This window comes from Streptomyces sp. NBC_00878 (genome assembly GCF_026341515.1).
Taxonomy (GTDB): Bacteria; Actinomycetota; Actinomycetes; order Streptomycetales; family Streptomycetaceae; genus Streptomyces.
On the sequence record NZ_JAPEOK010000002.1, the window covers coordinates 603,476 to 621,748 of the forward strand.

The window sequence follows — 18,273 nt, forward strand, 5'->3', positions numbered from 1 at the left end:
CCGGACCCCTCCACGACGAGTCGCCGCACTCACGGCCGCTGCCCCACTTCGCCCCGATGCGCTGCCCATGACGGCAGCGGGGCGAAGGGCTGTCCATGAAAACCGACATCACGATCACCGACTTGAGGTGGGTCTCATGCCACGTTCTGGACGAAGCGGACGGCAGGTCGCCGTCCTGGGGGCGACAGCAACACTCCTGCTCGGTGCCGTCGCCTGCGGTACGGGCTCCGGGTCGAGCGGCAGCGGGCCCATCACCATCGGCATCTCCCTGCCGCTGTCCGGGCCCGTCGCCGACGCCTCCAAACCGGCCTACGAGGGCTACAAGGTGTGGGTCGACCAGCTCAACAAGAACGGCGGACTGCTCGGCCGACAGGTCGAGTTGAAGGTCCTGGACGACGGCTTCGACCAGAACACGGTGGTCAGCAACTACAACCGTCTCATCAGCCAGGAGCGCGTCGACCTGCTGCTGGGGACCTTCTCCTCCAAGCTCAACCTGCCTGCCTCGACCGTGGCCGAGCGCAACAAGATGCTCTACGTCGAACCGTCCGGCGGCGCGGACGAGATCTTCGACCGCGGGTACGACTACCTCTTCTTCGCGCAGCCCGGCACGTCCCGCGACCTGCCGGAGCAGTTCCTGAACTGGATACGGTCGCTGCCCGCGGACCAGCGGCCCAAGACCGCCGCCTACCCGACCCAGGACGATCCCAACACCGACGTCACCGTCGCGGAGTTCCGCAAGGAACTCACCGCCCTCGGGGTCAAGTCCGTCTACAGCGAGAAGTACGCCCCCGACACGGTCAACTTCGACTCCATCGCCAGCGTCATCGCCCGGGCCGAACCCGACCTCGTCGTGCACGGTGCCGTGGCGGCCAACGACGGCGCAGGCCTGGTCAAGGCCTTCCAGAAGCAGCAGTTCAGCCCGAAGATCATGTTCCAGACCAACGCGCCCAGCCTCGTCGGGTCCTACCCCCAGGCCGTCGGCGCCAAGAACACCGAGGGCATCTTCACCACCACGGCATGGAGCCCCAAGTCCACCTACGCGGGCAACACCGCGTTCGTGAAGTCGTACACCAAGGCATACGGGTCCGCACCCACCGATGACGCCGCCAACGCCTACACCGCCGGCCAGGTCCTCGAAGCCGCGGTCAAGAACGTGGGCGGCCTCGATCAGGGCAAGCTCGCCGACTGGCTGCACGGCCACCAGGTCAAGACCATCGTGGGCCCTCTGGGCTGGGACGAGCGAGGAGTGCCGGCCGGCGACATGCTGCTCGCCCAATGGCAGGGCGGAAAGCTGGAGTTCGTCTCGCCCAAGGCCCAGCAGACCACCACCAAGGTCATCAACCCCAAGCCGGGGTGGTCGTGATGACAGCCCTCCTCCAGGCGATCGTCCTCGGACTGCTGATCGGCGGCGTGTACTCCCTTGCCGCCTCGGGCATGAACCTGATCTTCGGAGTCATGCGGGTGGTCAACCTCGCCCAGGGCGGCATGCTCATCCTCAGCGCCTATCTCACCTTCACGCTGTGGTCGTCCACGGGCCTCGACCCGCTGCTGCTGGTCGTGGTGACCACGCCGTGTCTGCTCGTCGTCGGCTGGGTCACGTACTACCTGTTCATCGAGCGGTCGCGCACCACCGACCCCTCCATGGCACTGGTGACGACCTTCGGCCTCACCCTCGTCACCAAAGGCGTCATCGCACTGATCTGGGGCAACCAGCCCCGGTCGGTCACACCCGGGTACGCCAACCGTTCCTTCGACGTGGCCGGTCTGCTGCTGCCCCAGGCCCAGGTCTACGCCTGCCTGGTCGCCGTCGCCGTACTGACCTGTCTGTATCTGCTGCTGCGCCGTACCTGGCTGGGCCGCTCCATCCAGGCCACCGCCGCCAGCTCCGAAGGCGCCCGGCTGATCGGGATCGAGGTACGCAACACATGGGCCGCCGCCTATGCCATCGGAGTGGCGGCCGCCGGAGCGGGCGGGGCGCTGCTGAGCGTGCTCTATCCGTTCATGCCCAGTTCGGCCGACCACTGGATCGGACTGACGCTGTCCATCGTGGTGCTCGGCGGCATGGGCAGCCTCGCCGGCAGCGTGCTCGGCGCCCTGGTCATCGCCGTCGCCGAGTCCCTCACCTCCACCTACGTCTCGCCCGACTGGGCGGCGGCGGTGCCCTTCATGGCGATCATCCTGGTGCTCGTGATCCGACCGCAGGGCCTGCTCGGCACCCGACTGCGAGAGGACATGAGTCGCGCATGACCAGCAAACGTCTGCGAGCGACGGGCATCGGGGCGGCCGTCGTCGTCCTCGCCCTCTTCCCGCTCCTGTCCGACAACGCCTATCTGCAGAACATGGCCATCATGGCCTTCCTGCTGGCCATCATGGCGTCCGGCTGGAACATCATCTCCGGTTACGCCGGATACGTGTCGCTGGGCCAGAGCGCCTTCCTCGGCATCGGCGCCTACACCGCGGCCCTGCTGTCGATCCACACCGGCATCTCCCCGCTGCTGGCGGCACCGGTCGGCGGCATCGTCGCGGCGGCAGCCGCCCTCGGGCTCGGTCTGGTCGGCCGACGCACCCGGGGCGTCGCCTTCGTGATCGTCAGTTTCGCCTTCCTGGAGCTCACCGGGCTGCTGGCCGCCAACTGGTCGTCCCTGACCAACGGCAACCACGGCATCGCCCTGCCGCTGCCCAGTTGGGACCGCGCCTACCTCAACTGGCCTTTCTACTACTACCTGTTGGCCCTGCTCGTCCTCACCGTCTGGGGCTCCTGGGCCATCCGCCGTTCGAAGCTCGGCATCGGTCTGACCGCGATCCGCGACGACGAGGCCAAGGCGGACGGCATCGGCGTGCGCACCGACCGCTACAAAATGCTCGCCTTCGCCGCGAGCGCCTTCCCGATCGGCGTCGCGGGCGGGGTCTACGGCTACTACATCGCCTTCCTGGAACCGGCGTCGATGTTCGACATCGTCATCGCGATGCAGATCGTGCTCGCCGCCCACCTCGGCGGAGTGGGCACCCTGTGGGGCCCGGTCCTGGGCGCCTTTCTGCTGGAGCCGCTGAACCAGTTCACCAACCAGAGCCTGAGCGGGCCCGACGCCGGCTCCTGGCGTCTGATCATCTACGGTGCACTGCTCGCCGCCATCGTGCTGTTCTTCCCCCGGGGCGTACTCACCGAAGGACTCGCCCGGCTCGCCCGGCTGCGCCGGACCGGACCCCAGGCGGAGGCCGGCACGCGACTGACCCCCGCGCCCGACCGGTTGCCCGCCAGGACGCTCACGCGCCCAGGCGCCGACGAGTCCCGCACCGACCTGCCGCTGCTGCGGGTGGAAGGCCTGCGGAAGGCCTTCGGCGGTGTCCGTGCCGTCGACGACTGTTCCTTCACCGTGGAGCGCGGGTCCATCACCGGGCTGATCGGCCCCAACGGCTCCGGCAAGACCACGGTCTTCAACCTCCTCGACGGCAGCCTCGCGGCCGACGGCGGCACCGTCCATCTCGGAGGGCCGCGCCTGGACGACCTGTCCCGCTGGCAGCGCGCACACCTCGGTCTGGCCCGCACCTTCCAGGCCACCCGCGTCTTTCCCGGGCTGACCGTCCTGGAGAACCTCGCGGTACCGAGCCGCTCGTTCTCCACCGCCAGGCTCGCCCACTCCGCGATCAGCGGCAAGGAGGCCGAACGGGCGCGGGAGTGGCTCGACTTCGTCGGCATGGGCGCGTACGCCGATCACCGCGCGGGTGGACTGTCGTACGGACAGCAGAAACTCGTCGAACTCGCCCAGGCGCTCATGCTGGAGCCCGAGGTGCTCCTGCTCGACGAGCCCGCCGCGGGCATCAACCCCGCGCTCGTGGAACGCCTCACCGAGATCGTCCGTGCGCTCAACGAGGCCGGTACCACGGTGGTGATCGTCGAACACAACATGCCCCTGGTGCTCTCCCTGTGCGACCACATCCATGTGCTCGCCCAGGGACAGGTCATCGCCAGTGGCGCACCGGGCCGCATCGAACGGGACCCGGTCGTCCTGGAGGCCTATCTCGGGGCCTCCTCCTCCGATCCCGGAAACAGCCAGGCGACCGCGGGAGCGAGCGCATGATCACGTTCAAGAGCCTGGTCGCCGGCTACGGCCGGTCCGGGGACATCCTGCGCGGCGTCGACTTCACGGCCCCTCAGTCCGCCGTCACCTGCATCGTCGGCCCCAACGGGGCAGGCAAGTCAACCGTCCTCAAGGCCTGCAGCGGGTTGCTGCGCCCACGCGACGGCCAGGTCCTGATCGGCGACGACGACATCAGCCACTGCTCACCCGCGCAGATCCTGCGCCGGGGCGTGGTGCAGGTACCCCAGCACCACGGACTCTTCCCCTCGCTGAGCGTGCGGGAGAACGTCATGCTCGGCGCCTACGTCCAACGCCGGGAACGCGAGCGCAACAGGCGCAGGTACGCCGAACTGACCGACCTCTTCCCGCTGATCGCCGAACGGGCGGACGACAGAGCAGCATCCCTGTCCGGCGGCCAGCGCCGCATCGTGGAGTTCGCCCGCGCCCTCATGCTCAGCCCGCGCGTCGTGCTCCTGGACGAACCCACCCTCGGCCTCGACCCCAAGGCCTGCCACCAGCTCGCCGAAGCGGTCCGCACCCTCCACGGCTCCGGCGTCACGGTGCTCATGGTCGAACAGAACGTGCGGTTCGGCCTCACGCTCGCCGACCACGCCGTCGTCATGGAGGGCGGGCGCGTGCTGCACACCGGCGACGCCGGCGCGCTCCTCGCCGATCCGGACATGGCACAGCTGTTCTTCGGGGCGGCTCCCCGGCACAGCCAGGCCTCATGACCGCACCGCAGTCCCCCCGACGCACCCCCGACGATTCGGTGACCCCATGACGCACCCCCACCTGACCCTGCTCCAGGACATCCCGGCATCAGGCGCCCGCGCCGCCGCGCCCGTGCGCGTCGACGGCATGGAACTCCTGGCGATTCCCCAACTGGCCTACGACGTTCCCAACGCACCCGCGCACATGAACGGCGGAGACAGCGAGACCGACCTCCTGCTGTTGCGGCGGGACGGAGACACCTTCACCCCTTGGGGGAAGCTGCCGGCACCCGGCGGCGAGGACGCCGAGCACTTCACCATCGGCGACCGCAGCTTCCTCGCCGTGGCGAGCATCCGCGGCGGAGCGGGCCCGTACGACTACCACATACCCTCCCGGGTCTACGAGTGGAACGGCGACAGGTTCGAGCCCTTCCAGGCGTTCGACGGCTTCGCGGCCAAGCAGTGGCGGCACTTCACCGTCGACGACCGACACTTTCTCGCCCTCGCCCAGGGCGTGGCCGTACCCGGCCACGAGCGCGAGAACCGGCCCTCCGTCATCTACGAGTGGGACGGCACCCGCTTCACCCGCTTCCAGGACATCCCCTCGCGGTGGGCCTACAACTGGCACGCCTTCACCGTCGACGGACACATGTTCCTCGCCCACGCCGACCACATCACACCCAGCGTGCTGTACCGGTGGGACGGCACCGGCTTCGTCGCCCACCAGGAACTCGCCCCCGCCGCCGGGCGGGCCTTCGCCACCTTCGACGATCCGGCCGACGGCAGCACCTATCTGGTGACGGCCTGCATCGACGACGGGTCACGCGTGCTGCGCTGGGACCCGGCGACGCAGCGATTCCTGGAACACCAGAAGCTGACCGGCGCCGGTGGCCGCGAACTCACCGTCGTCCGCACAGCCCGTGGGCTGTACGTGATCCGGGTCAACTTCATCCACGGCACCCCGGCCGACCCCACGGCCGACCTCATGTCCCAGGTCTACCGGTGGCAGGACCAACGCCTGGACGTGGTCGAGGAGTTCCCCACCACCGGCGGCACCGACATCGAGGTGCTGGACAGCCCCGGCGGCCCACTGATCGTGCAGAGCAACGCGCTGAGCGCCGATCTGCGGTTCGCCGCGTACGTACGCGTCTACCGCTTCACGGACTGACACCCGCACCCCTGTCCCTTCTCCCCGGACACGTGCGGCCTTGCCAAGGAGCCCGACATGCCTGCTCACGAGAGTCCCGAACTCGTCGACCTCTTCACCGCCTACACCGCGGGACCCGACTCCATCGGTGCCCACCTGCGCGCCAGCGCGGCACGGACGAGGGCCGGTGACCCACTGCTGGTGGTGACCGGAGCCGACATGGCTCTCTACCCCGGAGACGGGGGACCGCCCACGGTGCTGCCCTACCGGCTCAGCAACCGCGGCTTCAAGGAACTGGCCGCCGTCTCCCACCTGGGCACGGCACTGGCCTCACTGATCGAGCTGCGCCACCGCGAACCCGACGGGACATGGCGGCGTGACGCCGACCGTCTCCTGCACCACGTGCGCCGCGCCCGGGCGGCCAACAGCACCGCCCTGTGGCGCGACCGGATCGCCGCGATCTCCTACCGCGGCCGGGAGGCGGACATCGCGGCGATGATCGACTACGCGTGCGCCATCACCGAACGCTATCTGGTACGGGCGCTCGCGGACCCGTCCCTGCTCGACCACCGGACACTGCGCGAGACCTACCTCGACGACGGCCACCACGAACTCCCCGTCTCCTTCAACCGCATCATGGTGGCCACCTTCTTCCTCGTCGGCCTCGACACCTCGCACCGGCTCATCACCTGGCTGGACGACCAGGGCATCGACTGGACCCGCACCATGGTGGTCGTCGTCGGCCGGATCGGCCGCCCCACCGCCGGAGTCACCTGGCGCACCAACGGCGTCGCCGGCATGGTGCTCGCCGCCTCACGGGGCGAACTCCCTCTGGACCGGCTCTACATCGCGCCCCACGCCGCGGGATTCGCCACGCCCGTCGACGGAGACCTGCGCGAAGTACGCGCGGTGGAAGGGCAGTTGCGTCAACTGTGGGCCGGTACCCGGGTCACGGTCGAACTCGGCGCCGCCATGTTCGAGGGATACCCCGCCTTCTGCCCCGGTGACGCGGACCTGGGCCGGGACGGACAGACCGTGACACGGGCGGCGGACGTCGTCAGCGAACAGCCACTGATCCGGGCCGTCGACGACTGGCTCACCCTCATCACCCGGCTGCGCCTGGTCATGGAGGACCCCCGGCAACTGCTGTCCGGAGCGGTGACCGACTACGCCGCGCAGCAGCTCATCGCCCACGCCAACGACCCCCGGGCCGTGACCGTGCCCGGCCTCGACAACGAGCCGTACCCCGCCCACGGCACCGCGCACGCGGCGGCCTGACCAGGAAGTCACAGGGAGACATGCCCCACCACGTCGAGCGGTTCCTGCAGCGCCTGCACGCGGGCGAGCCCACCCTCATGCTGAGCGTCCGGACCAGCCGGACCAGCGACATCGTCCACATCGCCGCGTCGAGCGGCCATCACGGCCTCATGATCGACCTCGAACACTCCACCATGTCCACCGACACCGCGGCCCAGCTGTGCACAGCGGCCGACGGTCTCGGCCTGACCGCCCTCGTCCGCATACCCGAGCGTGAGTACGGGATGATCGGCCCCCTGCTCGACGGAGGGGCGCACGGCGTCGTCGCACCGCGCATCGAAACCGTCGAGGAGGCCCGGCAGATCGCCCGCGCCTGCCGCTTCCCCCCGCGCGGTCAGCGCTCCCAGACCAACATGGTCCCGCAGCTCGGCATGCGGCCCCTCCCCGCCGCACAGATGAATCCCGCGGCCGACAGGGCCACCGTCGTGCAGATCCTGCTGGAGACCCCGGCCGGAGTCGAGAACGCGGACGCCATCGCGGCACTGGACGGCGTCGACATGCTGGCCCTCGGGGCGAACGACTTCACCGCCGAACTGGGCATCCCGGGCGAGTACGGCGACCCACGGGTGCGGGAGGCCGTGAAGACGCTGACCGACGCCTGCCGCCGGCACGGAAAGCTGATGGTCCTCGGCGGCATCGGCGACCAGAAGGTGCTGGACGACCTCGTCCCGCTCGGCGTGAGCTCGCTGCGCATGACCGGCACCGACACGGCCCTGCTCTTCGAGGCGGCCGAGGCACATGTGCGGCAGGCGCTCGCCGGCCTCACGGCCGCAGCCCATCCGTAGCCCGCACGGAATACCTCTGACCTCTCACCTCAGACCTCAGGAAGCGAATCGAGACCCGCCCATGGCCGTAGACCTGCCCAAGCCCACCCCCATGCGTGCCGCCGACACCAACACCAGGCCGGTCTTCGAGCTGCCGACCGGCAGCTGCGACACCCACTTCCACGTCTTCGAACCCGGCTACCCCGTCGCTCCGAACCCCCTCTACCAGTTCCCCGACGGAACGCTCCGCCAGTACCTGGACATGACCCGATGGCTGGGGATCGACCGCGTGGTGCTGGTCCAGCCGACCTACTACGGCACCGACAACAGCCTGCTCCTCGACGTCCTCAAGAAGGTCGGCCCCCGCTGCCGCGCGGTCGTACGCATCGAGGACGACACCCCCGACTCCGAACTCGACCACTACCACGCGCTCGGCGTACGGGCCATTCGCCTCGACCTGTTCGCGCGCTCGTCCTGGCCGCTTGCCGACATCACCGACTACATCCGCAAAATGGCCGAGCGCGCCCGACCGCGTGGCTGGCACCTGCAGTTCTACACGCCCGGCAGGATCGTGCGGGACCTCCTGCCCTTCTTCGCCGACTTCGAGGACACCTTCGTCATCGACCACATGGGATACATGAAGGAGTCGGACGGCCTGACGGGCGCCGACTTCGAGCGCCTGTTGCGGATCCTCGACCTCGGCAGTTGCCACATCAAGCTGTCCGGCCCCTACCGCATAGCCCAGGACAAGCCGCTCTCCTCGGTCGCACACCTCGGCCGGGCCTTGGTGGCGGCTCGCCCCGATCGTCTGCTGTGGGGCTCCGACTGGCCCCACCTGACCAACGGCCAACGGGACACGGGGGAGTTGCTCAACCTGCTCGCCCACTGGGCACCGAACGAACGCGACCGCCAGGAGATCCTCGTCGAGTCCCCGGAACGCCTGTTCTTCTTGGAGTAGACGGACTCGGTGTCCTCTCCGGCTATGTCCCCTCCGAGGAACCGCGGGAGCGTGCCAGGTCCCGCAGTGCCGGCAGCAGGTATTCCTTGCACAGTGGGTAGTTCTCCGATACGGGAAAGTGGCCGATGTCCGGCATGCGGCCACCCTCGGAGCCCGGGATGGCGCGCAGGGGCGCCGCCACCGCCGGGCCCCTCTTCACGGACGCCTGTACCAAGTATCCGAAGAAGTACTGCCTGGAGGGCTACCCGGTCGGCCAGTTGCCGGCCAACACGGCCGGGTACTGGGTCGACGCGAACACGATGTTCTATCTCCAGGGCGTCGCGGCCGGACTGCTCACCAAGTCGGGCGACACCGGCTTCGTCAACGCGATCAAGCTTCCCGGCTCGACGGCGCTCGTCAACAGCTTCGCCCTGGGCTGCCGTTCGGTGCGGCCGGACTGCAAGGTCCACAACGTCTACCTCAACTCCTTCTCGGACCCGCCCGGCGAGGTGTCCGCGACCAAGACACTGGTCAACGGCGGCGCGGACGTCATCGCGCACTACATGGACGACCCCGCGACCCTGAAGGCCGCGGCGAGCCTGAAGGCCTGGAGCTTCGGCCTGTACACCGACCAGCGCGGCGAGGCGCCCGGTACCTACGTCACCTCGCAGATCTGGCAGCCGGCACTCACCGAGATCTTCAAGCAGGACCTGACGAACCTGCTCGCCGGAAAGTGGAAGCCCGGCCGGATCAACTGGGGAACGGCCCCCCACACCGTCGACCTGACCCTCGGTCCCTGGGGGAAGAACGTGCCCGCGTCGGTGCGTGAGAAGGTCGAGAAGCGGTACGCCGAGATCAAGGGCGGAGCCAACCCGTTCACCGGACCGATCCGCGATGCCAAGGGCAAGGTCCGCGTTCCCGCCGGCAAGGAGCTCGACCCGCGGGACCCGGACGACGTCGTGTACGCGAACTGGTCCTGGCCCGTCGCCGGCGTCATCGGCGGATGATCGCGATGACCGTACCGAAGAACGAGGCGGACGACGGCCGACCAGGCGGCGACGGCGTTGCACTCAAGCCCGGCCCCGCCCCGGCGAGCGGCACGCTCCAGGCGGTTCCCGCCGCCCCCGCCCTGGCTCTGGCGGGCATCTCCAAGCGGTTCGGTTCGGTGCACGTGCTGTCCGGCGTCGACTTCGACGTCCGGACCGGCGAGGTGCACGCACTGCTCGGTGAGAACGGTGCGGGCAAGACCACGCTGATGAGCGTGGCGAGCGGGGTGTGCCGGCCCGATGCCGGAACCATCTCCCTGAACGGCACGACACTTCGCCCGCGCACGCCCCGGGACGCACTACGGCACGGGCTCGGCATCGTGCACCAGAACTACCAGCTCGTGCGGAACATGTTGGTGGCGGAGAATCTCCATATCGGCTGGGAAGCCACGTCCTTCGCGATATCGGACAGCCGGCTGCGCAGCCGGGCGGCCGAGCTCGGCGAACGGTTCGGGCTCGCGGTGGACCCCGACGCACGGATCGGGCAGTTGTCGGTCGGCGAGATGCAGCGAGTGGCCATCCTGAGGACACTCGTCCGCGGCGCCCGCACCCTCGTGCTGGACGAGCCGACAGCGGCGCTGACCCCGCACGAGGTCGACCAACTGTTCACGGCTGTACGGGAGATGACGGCGAGCGGCTACAGCGTCGTGTTCATCTCGCACAAGCTGGCCGAAGTGCTGGAGATCGCCGATCGCGTCTCCGTCCTGCGGGGCGGCCGCAATGTGGCGACCCTGCCGACGGGTGACTGCACCACGGGCTCGCTCGCCCGGCTGATGGTCGGCCGCACCGTGCCGGCGCCCGAGCGGCAGCCGGCCCGGATCGGCCCGGCCGTCGCCGCCCTGACCGGCGTACACGCCGTCGACGACCGCGGCCTCGCGGCGCTGCACGGGGTGGACCTGCGCGTGCACGCGGGGGAGATCGTCGGGGTGGCCGGGGTGGCCGGCAACGGCCAGCGGGAACTCGCGGAGGTGCTCACCGGGACGCGCCGGCTCACCGCCGGCGACATCGCGATCTGCGAGGTCTCCCTGGCTGGGCACGAGCCCCGGGCCTTTCTCGACGCGGGCGTCGGCCACATCCCCGAGGACATCGGCAGCGGCCTCGCCCTGAACGCGCCCATCGCGCTGAGCGCGAGCATGAGACGCATCCGCCGGGCGCCGGTGCGCCGGGGTCTGCTGGTGAGCCGCCCGGCGATGCGCCGTCACGCGGCGCAGATCATGGACACCGCCGACCTGAGCGACGTCAATCCCGCCCGCCGCGCCGCCACGCTCTCCGGCGGGCAGGCACAACGCCTGATCGTCTACCGGGAGTTGGAGGCGAGCAGCCGTGTGCTGGTCGCTTCCCACCCGACCCGGGGACTGGACATCGCGGCGACCGCCGACGTCCACCGAGCCCTGCTGGCGATCCGGCACGAGGGCGTCGGCATCCTGCTGGTGTCGGAGGACCTGGATGAGGTGATGGCGCTGAGCGACCGGATCGTCGTGGCCTACGAGGGCAGGATCCTCGGCGGTTTCGAGCGGCCGGACTTCGACCGGGAGCGCATCGGCATGCTGATGGGCGGCGTGACGACTCCGTCGGATCCGAGCGACGCACAAGGACAGGCGCGATGAGAGAACCTATGACACTTCCGTCCGTGCCGTCGCCCGCGCCGGCCCGTCGTGGCTCGCGTCCCGGCCGGCTGCCGCGCCTTGAGATGACCGACGCACAGGCCCTTGCCCCCGCCTGGCTGCGCGCGAGCGCCTGGCCGGCGCCGGACGTGAGGTCGTGGTCCTCGACCGGGCCGCCCCCTGTGCCGATGTGCCCTACCTGCGGTGTGACCTGACCGATGTCACCTCCATCGAGGACGCCGTCGCCGCGCTGCCGGTCGCCCTGGCAGGGCTCTGCAACATCGCCGGGCTGCCGGGAACGAAGGAAGGGCACGAGGTGCTGGCGGTCAACACGTTCGCTCCCCGGCATCTGACCCGGAGACTGCTGCCCCGGATCCCCGAAGGCGGCGCCATCGTCAACCTGTCGTCGACCCTGGGTGTGGGATGGGCGGCCAACCGGCCCGCCGTCGACGAAGTCCTCGAGCACACGTCTTTCGAGGAGGGCGTCGCCTGGGCACGGCAGGAACGACTCGACGGCAGCACGGCCTACCGGCTCTCCAAGCAGGCGTTGACCTTCTGGACCAAGCAGCTCGCCGTCGACCTGATGCCGCGACGCATCCGTGCCAACAGTGTGAGTCCGGGCCCGGTGACCACCCCGATCCTCAAGGCCTTCTACGACTCGGCCGATCCGGACCTGCTCGACGGCTTCCGCACGAGCATCGGCCGGCACGGCACCCCGCACGACATCGCGGAAGTCGTGATCTTCCTGCTGGACGGGGCCGGGTGGATCAACGGAGCGGACATCGTCGTGGACGGCGGCGGCGAGGCGCTCCTTGACACTGCCGTGCTCCGGTCCGGGGAGAAGGACGCGTAGCCAGGGCTGACGCTCAGGGGGGTGTTGGTTGGTTTACGGGGTGGTGGTTGACCTGGTGTGTTGCTGGTTTGTTGAGTGGCCGGGTGAGCGGGTCGAGTGGGGAGGTCGGCGCGTGTGAACTGGGGTCATGTGTTCTGTGTGGAGGCGGCTTCTTGCGGTGGATGGGGAGGGGATGCTCGCGGTTGGATGTGCGGATCGCGGCGCAGTTGACGGGGCGTCGGAAGGGACGGTGTGGCTGTGGCTGTGGCTGGCGGATGGGCACCATGCCCTGAGCGCGCACGGCCGCGGCAGGTGTGGTGTAGCTGTCACGTTTGCGCTCTGTACGCCACGCAGCTGCGCCAGCTCCTCCCGCGCCTCGTCGAGCGGGCGCCTCAACTGTCCGGGCCGGTACGGACCGGAGAGGAACTCCTGTGTGCGGCCTGACGTCCTGGGCGCGTTCCGTGCCCGTGCGCGAGGGCGGTGGCGTGCCGGACTCAGTACCCCCGGGCGATCCACTCGTCGAGGCTCGGCGCCTCGGCCCCGATCGTCGTCGTCTCACCGTGGCCGGTGCGGACCACTGTCGTGGGCGGCAGGACCAGCAACCGGTCGCGGATGGAGCGGACGATCGTCGGGAAATCCGAGTACGACCGCCCGGTGGCGCCCGGTCCGCCGGCGAAGAGAGTGTCCCCGCTGAAGACGGTGTCCAGATCCGGTGCGTGCAGACAGATCGCCCCGGGGGTGTGGCCGGGGGTGTGCAGCACCATGAGTTCGGTGTCTGCCACGGTGATCCGGCGCAGGTCGCTGAGGTAGCCGTCGGGTTCCCTGTCGGGATGAGTGTGCTTCCACAGCAGCCGGTCGTCGAGGTGGATCAGCACCGGTGCCCCGGTTATGTCGGCGAGGTCGGGCGCGGCGTCGATGTGATCGTTGTGGCCGTGCGTGCACACGATTGCCATGACCCGGCGGCCGCCCACGGCGGCGTCGATGGCGTCGGCGTCGTGGGCGGCGTCGATGACGATCACCTCGCGGTCATCTCCCACGATCCAGACGTTGTTGTCGACGTCCCAGGTGCCGCCGTCCAGGCTGAAGGTGCCGGAGGTGACGAGGCGTTCGATGCGGACGCCGGTCATCAGAACGTCACCACCGAGCGGAGCACATCTCCCTTGTGCATCCGGGCGAAGGCGTCCTCCACCGCGTCCAGGGCGATGGTCTCGGTGACGAACGCGTCCAGGTCCAGGCGACCCTGGAGATAGAGGTCGATGAGCATCGGGAAGTCGCGAGACGGCAGGCAGTCGCCGTACCAGGACGACTTCAGCGCCCCGCCCCGCCCGAAGACATCGAGCAACGGCACTTCGAGGGTCACGTCCGGGGTGGGTACGCCGACCAGGACGACGGTGCCGGCCAGGTCGCGGGCGTAGAACGCCTGTCGGTAGGTCTCAGGTCGGCCGACGGCGTCGATGACGACGTCCGCCCCGAACCCGCCGGTCAGCTCCCGTACGGCCTCGATCGCGTCGGCCTGCCGGGAGTTGACGGTGTGCGTGGCGCCGAGGGAGGCCGCGGTGGCGAGTTTGCGGTCGTCGATGTCCACCGCGATGATCTTCGCGGCGCCCGCCAGGTTCGCCCCGACGACCGCCGCGGCCCCGACGCCGCCGCAGCCGATCACCGCCACGCTGTCACCGCGTCCGACTCCGCCCGTGTTGATCGCCGCACCGAGCCCTGCCATCACGCCACAGCCCAGCAGTCCCGCTGCGGCGGGCGATGCGGTCGGGTCGACCTTGGTGCACTGGCCGGCCGCGACCAGGGTCTTCTCGGCGAAGGCGCCGATACCCAGGGCGGGGGACAGCTCGGTGCCGTCCGTCAGTGTCATCTTCTGCTTCGCATTGTGGGTGTCGAAGCAGTACTGCGGGCGTCCGCGACGGCAGGCCCGGCACCGGCCGCCGCACACCGCCCGCCAGTTGAGGATCACGAAGTCGCCAGGAGCCACCTCGGTCACCCCCTCGCCCACCGACTCCACGACACCCGCGGCCTCGTGGCCGAGCAGGAAAGGGAAGTCGTCGCCGATCCCGCCCTCGCGGTAGTGCAGATCGGTGTGGCAGACCCCGCATGCCTGGACCTTCACCACCGCCTCACCCGGCCCCGGGTCGGGCACCACGATCGTTTCGATCCCGACCGGCTCTCCCTTCGCCCGTGCGACAACGGCTCGTACCTGCTGGGACATTGCTTGATTCCTCTCGTTACACGCGCGCCAGGGAAGGGTTACGGCGGCTGGATCCGTTGGATGGGTAATTCCTGCAACAGATCCGGCGTGCCGTGAAGTGTCAGGTGAGGGGGCGGCGCCGGGCAGTGGGCTCGGCGCCGCCCGGGATCAGACTCCGGCGGCCACAGCCACCCCGGTTGCCGACCGGGGACGGGACAGCGCCACACAGGCGGCACAGACCAGCATGAGCGTGCCGACGGCGAGATACAGGGTGCCGGCCGTCCATCCGGCATCCAGCAGGGCGCCGGCGGCGATCGGCGCGAGGATGGCGCCGCCTCGCCCGATGCCGATGGCCCAGCCGACACCGGTGCTGCGTACCTGGGTCTCGTACATGGACGGCGCGAGTGTGTACAGGCCCGCCATGCAGCCGTTGACCAGCATGCCGATGGCGATGCCGAAGGCGAACGCGAGGGCGAGGGTGGCGGTCGCCGAGATGAACAGGGCCATGGCCACGCCCGAGAGGACCGCGAATCCGATGAGGATGCGGCGGCTGTCCCAGCGGCTGGTGAGCAGCCCGTACAGAATCGCGCCGACCGTTCCGCCGAGCGCGAGCATGATGCCCACGGTGACACTCTGCTTCTCGGTCAGGCCCGCCGAGACGAGAAGGGTCGGTGTCCAGCTGTTGACGAAGTAGAAGCCGAACATCAGGGTGAAGAACGCGACCCAGAGCAGCAGGGTGTACCGGCGGTGGGCGGCGGTGAACAGGTCGCCGACCCGGTTCGAGGCGGTCGGTCGGGCTGCGTCCGCCATGCCCTGGAGGCTGGTGAGGGGCTCCTGTCGTATGCGGGTGGCGATTGTGTTGACGCGAGCCAGCGCGTTGCGCGGCTGTCTGGTCAGGAGGAACTGGACCGATTCCGGCAGAAGCGCGGCGAGGAGGAGCAGGACGACTCCGGTGAGGACGCCACCGAGGAGGAAGACCGAGCGCCAGCCCTGGGAGCTCTGCAACGTGACGGCGACCAGGCCGCCGACCGTGGCTCCGATGCCGTAGCCCGCGGTGTACAGAGCTATGGCCAGACCTCGCCAACGGCGGGAGGCGTACTCGCTGGCGATGACCGTGGTGCAGGCGAGGATTCCGCCGACGCCAAGGCCGGTCAGTACGCGCCAGAGGGCCAGTTGGGTCGCTGAGCCCGAGGTCGCGGACAGGAGCATGCCGGCCGTCGCCAGACCGACGGAGAGGAGGATGAGCGGCCGGCGGCCGAAGAGGTCGGCGAACGGAGCCAGAAGAAGCGAGCCGGCGGCCATGCCCATGAGGCCGGCGCTGAGGAGCAGCCCGAGTTCACCTCCGTCGAGGTGGAACTCGGAGCCGACGCCAGGGGCCGTGAAGGCCATGGCCAGGACGTCGTAGCCGTCCAGTGCGTTGAGGACGACGCAGAGAGCGATGATCAGCCACTGATAGCCCGACATGGGGGACGTGTCGATGCGTTCACGAAGGTTCATGAGCGGTTCCTTGTGATGAGTTGCCAGATGCTCAGGGGATGTCGAGCGTGAGTACCGCGCGGTTGCCCGTGGGGAGCGTGGCAACGGGCGCGTTTTTCCCGGTGACGGTGCCGGCTGCGGTCGCCGTGTCCGGGACCGCCCGGGACACGCAGACGCACACCCCCCGGGAGTCCTTCTTCTGTTCGTCGCTGAAGAACACGTCACGGTGATCGACGTGGCCCTGGATGCCGAGCACCTTCACCTGGCACAGTCCGCACTCCCCTTTGCGGCAGTCGGACATCACGTCGACGCCGGCGCCTTCCAGGGCCTGGAGTATCGACTGCCCCGTCTCGACCGTGGTCTCGATCCCGAGACCCGGGACGGCCACGACGAATTCCTCGGGTTCGTACCAACCGCTGTTGCCGAACGTCTCGTAGCGCAGGTTGGCGGCGGGCAGGTCCCTGTCCTGCCAGCGGCGGCGGACCGCGTCCATGAGGCGGATGGGTCCGCACATGTACAGCTCGGTCGACTCCGCGGCCGCGACCTCGTCGACCAGCGCCGCGGCGTCGAGACTGGTGCCTTCGTCGTCCACGTGGACGCGGATCCTCTCCCCGTGGAGCTGCTGAAGCTCCTTGAGGTAGGCCATGCGGTCCCGGCTCCTGCCGACGTAGACGAGGAGGTAGTCCGACTTCAGGCGGCGAAGGACGCGGGCCGTCTCGGCGATCGCGGTGATGCCCACACCGCCGGCCAGGAGGACGTACCGCTCGGCGCCCACGCGGAGCGGGAAGTTCTGGAGCGGCTGGGTCATCTCGATGCTGTCACCGGGCTTCAGACGGTGCATGAAGACCGATCCGCCGCGTGACTGTGGCGCGAGGTGCACGCTGATGGTGAGCAGCCTGCCCTCGTCGCTCGACGCGACCACGGAGTACGGGCGGGTGTCCGCGCGTCCGCCGATGTCGACGACGACGTCCACGTGCGAGCCGGGTGCGGCCCGCTGCGGATTCTGTGTCTGAAGGACTATGCGCTGAATCCCGATGGCGACGGGGGTTGCCTCGACGACCCGTCCGGTCTGCCACCTGGCCTGGTTCTCTGCCGCCATGGTTCGGTGCCTCGTATCTCGGTGGTGTGGTCAGGAAACGGCGGCGATGAGCTGTTCGGCCGCGAGCATGTGCTCGATGAGACGGCGGACCCACATGCCGCCGGCGTCGATGTTGAGGCTGTAGAACTCGTAGCCGGGGTTGGCGTCGATGGCCGCCTGTTGGGCGGTCAGCATGGCTTCGTCCTCCGTGAAGACCTTCGAAACGCTGTCCCTGGTCTGTGTGGTGATGAGTTGACTGTCCAGGCAGTAATTGCGCATGAACGCCCAGAAGTAGGTGCAGGACCGGTCCGTCTCCGGTGAGATGGTGTTCATGACGTAGCCGTTGACGCCCTGGCTCCGGTCACCCTCCGGCGCTCCGGTGCCGGCCTTGGCCACCCCCACGTCGATGCGAATGGTCGAGGGGGCTTCATAGCGGATGATCTGCCAGCGGTCGACCCGGCCCTGGAAGCCGGGGAACTTGTCCCTCATGTTGTTCTGCCAGAACGGCGGTGCCTCGATGTCGTGCATCCAGCGGGTGACGGTGACCGTGCGGTCGTCGTGCGTGACGTCGAAGCCGGACTCGCTCAGCTCCTCCTGGCCGATGCTCGTGCTGTGCACGAACTCCTCGTGAGTCAGGTCCATGAGGTTGTCGAGTACGAGCTGGTAGTTGGCCGGCACGGAGATGGTCAGACCGTCTCCCGCCCATTCGGGGGAGCCCATCTGGTGCATGTCGGGCACGGTGTCCGGGTCGGCCAGCGTGGGATCGCCGAGCCATACCCAGATGAAGCGGTGACGCTCCACGACCGGGAAGGAGGGCACCATGGCGCTGGGATTGATCGTCTCCTGGGCCGGCATGTGTGTGCAGCGTCCGGCCGAGTTGAACCGGAGCCCGTGATACGGGCACTGGATCTCGTCGCGCCCCACCAGCTTTCCCATGGAAAGCGGCGCGAGGCGATGCCAGCACGCGTCCGCGAGCGCGACAGGGCGGCCGTCCTCGGTGCGGTACAGCGCCAGAGGACGGTTCGCTATCGTCCTGGAGAAGATCGCCTTCCTGTTGACTTCGTGGTCCCACGTGGCCGCGTACCAGGC

16 protein-coding genes are annotated in these 18,273 nt (G+C 69.2%); 11 read left to right on the forward strand and 5 right to left on the reverse strand.

Annotated elements, in window-relative coordinates:
• Nucleotides 1-136 precede the first annotated feature (136 nt).
• The 11 genes from OHA11_RS46845 (at nt 137) to OHA11_RS46895 (ending at nt 12,457) form a co-directional block, all read left to right on the forward strand.
• Nucleotides 137-1,363: an amino acid ABC transporter substrate-binding protein gene (locus OHA11_RS46845; RefSeq protein ID WP_266508597.1), complete on the forward strand. Its 1,227-nt coding sequence runs from the start codon at nt 137-139 to the stop codon at nt 1,361-1,363.
• On the forward strand, nt 1,363-2,247 hold the full coding sequence (locus OHA11_RS46850) for a branched-chain amino acid ABC transporter permease (protein WP_266508598.1): 885 nt from the start codon (nt 1,363-1,365) through the stop codon (nt 2,245-2,247). Before OHA11_RS46845 ends, OHA11_RS46850 begins: the two co-directional genes overlap by 1 nt.
• Nucleotides 2,244-4,079 (forward strand): ATP-binding cassette domain-containing protein, encoded by a 1,836-nt coding sequence (locus OHA11_RS46855; RefSeq protein WP_266508599.1) that lies wholly within the window; start codon nt 2,244-2,246, stop codon nt 4,077-4,079. The genes OHA11_RS46850 and OHA11_RS46855 overlap by 4 nt, the downstream gene beginning before the upstream one ends.
• Nucleotides 4,076-4,810, forward strand: coding sequence for an ABC transporter ATP-binding protein (locus OHA11_RS46860; protein WP_266508601.1), 735 nt, complete (start codon nt 4,076-4,078; stop codon nt 4,808-4,810). The genes OHA11_RS46855 and OHA11_RS46860 overlap by 4 nt, the downstream gene beginning before the upstream one ends.
• A 46-nt stretch (nt 4,811-4,856) precedes the next feature.
• Nucleotides 4,857-5,957, forward strand: a complete 1,101-nt coding sequence (locus OHA11_RS46865; protein WP_266508603.1) for a hypothetical protein — start codon at nt 4,857-4,859, stop codon at nt 5,955-5,957.
• 57 nt (nt 5,958-6,014) lie between these two features.
• Complete coding sequence (locus tag OHA11_RS46870) at nt 6,015-7,214, forward strand: DUF5624 domain-containing protein (protein WP_266508605.1); 1,200 nt, start codon at nt 6,015-6,017, stop codon at nt 7,212-7,214.
• Between the two features lie 20 nt (nt 7,215-7,234).
• Nucleotides 7,235-8,038, forward strand: a complete 804-nt coding sequence (locus tag OHA11_RS46875; protein ID WP_266508607.1) for an HpcH/HpaI aldolase/citrate lyase family protein — start codon at nt 7,235-7,237, stop codon at nt 8,036-8,038.
• Between the two features lie 61 nt (nt 8,039-8,099).
• Entirely contained in the window at nt 8,100-8,975 is an 876-nt protein-coding gene (locus OHA11_RS46880) for an amidohydrolase family protein (protein WP_266508609.1), read from the forward strand.
• 158 nt (nt 8,976-9,133) lie between these two features.
• Nucleotides 9,134-9,961 carry a BMP family protein gene (locus OHA11_RS46885; RefSeq protein ID WP_266508610.1) on the forward strand — a complete coding sequence of 276 codons (828 nt, stop codon included), beginning with the start codon at nt 9,134-9,136 and terminating at the stop codon, nt 9,959-9,961.
• Nucleotides 9,962-9,966: 5 nt separating this feature from the next.
• Nucleotides 9,967-11,607: an ABC transporter ATP-binding protein gene (locus tag OHA11_RS46890; RefSeq protein ID WP_266508612.1), complete on the forward strand. Its 1,641-nt coding sequence runs from the start codon at nt 9,967-9,969 to the stop codon at nt 11,605-11,607.
• A 154-nt stretch (nt 11,608-11,761) separates the two neighbouring features.
• Complete coding sequence (locus OHA11_RS46895) at nt 11,762-12,457, forward strand: SDR family oxidoreductase (RefSeq protein ID WP_266508614.1); 696 nt, start codon at nt 11,762-11,764, stop codon at nt 12,455-12,457.
• Nucleotides 12,458-12,930: 473 nt separating this feature from the next.
• Here the strand turns inward: OHA11_RS46895 and OHA11_RS46900 are convergent, their stop codons facing one another.
• The 5 genes from OHA11_RS46900 to OHA11_RS46920 all read right to left on the reverse strand — a co-directional run.
• Entirely contained in the window at nt 12,931-13,563 is a 633-nt protein-coding gene (locus OHA11_RS46900; RefSeq protein ID WP_266508616.1) for an MBL fold metallo-hydrolase, read from the reverse strand.
• Complete coding sequence (locus tag OHA11_RS46905; protein WP_266508617.1) at nt 13,563-14,651, reverse strand: S-(hydroxymethyl)mycothiol dehydrogenase; 1,089 nt, start codon at nt 14,649-14,651, stop codon at nt 13,563-13,565. Before OHA11_RS46905 ends, OHA11_RS46900 begins: the two co-directional genes overlap by 1 nt.
• A gap of 147 nt (nt 14,652-14,798) precedes the next feature.
• Nucleotides 14,799-16,127, reverse strand: coding sequence for an MFS transporter (locus tag OHA11_RS46910; protein WP_266508618.1), 1,329 nt, complete (start codon nt 16,125-16,127; stop codon nt 14,799-14,801).
• A 31-nt stretch (nt 16,128-16,158) separates the two neighbouring features.
• Complete coding sequence (locus tag OHA11_RS46915; protein WP_266508620.1) at nt 16,159-17,205, reverse strand: PDR/VanB family oxidoreductase; 1,047 nt, start codon at nt 17,203-17,205, stop codon at nt 16,159-16,161.
• 30 nt (nt 17,206-17,235) lie between these two features.
• On the reverse strand, nt 17,236-18,273 hold a 1,038-nt coding region (locus tag OHA11_RS46920; RefSeq protein WP_266508622.1), incomplete at its 5' end, for an aromatic ring-hydroxylating dioxygenase subunit alpha.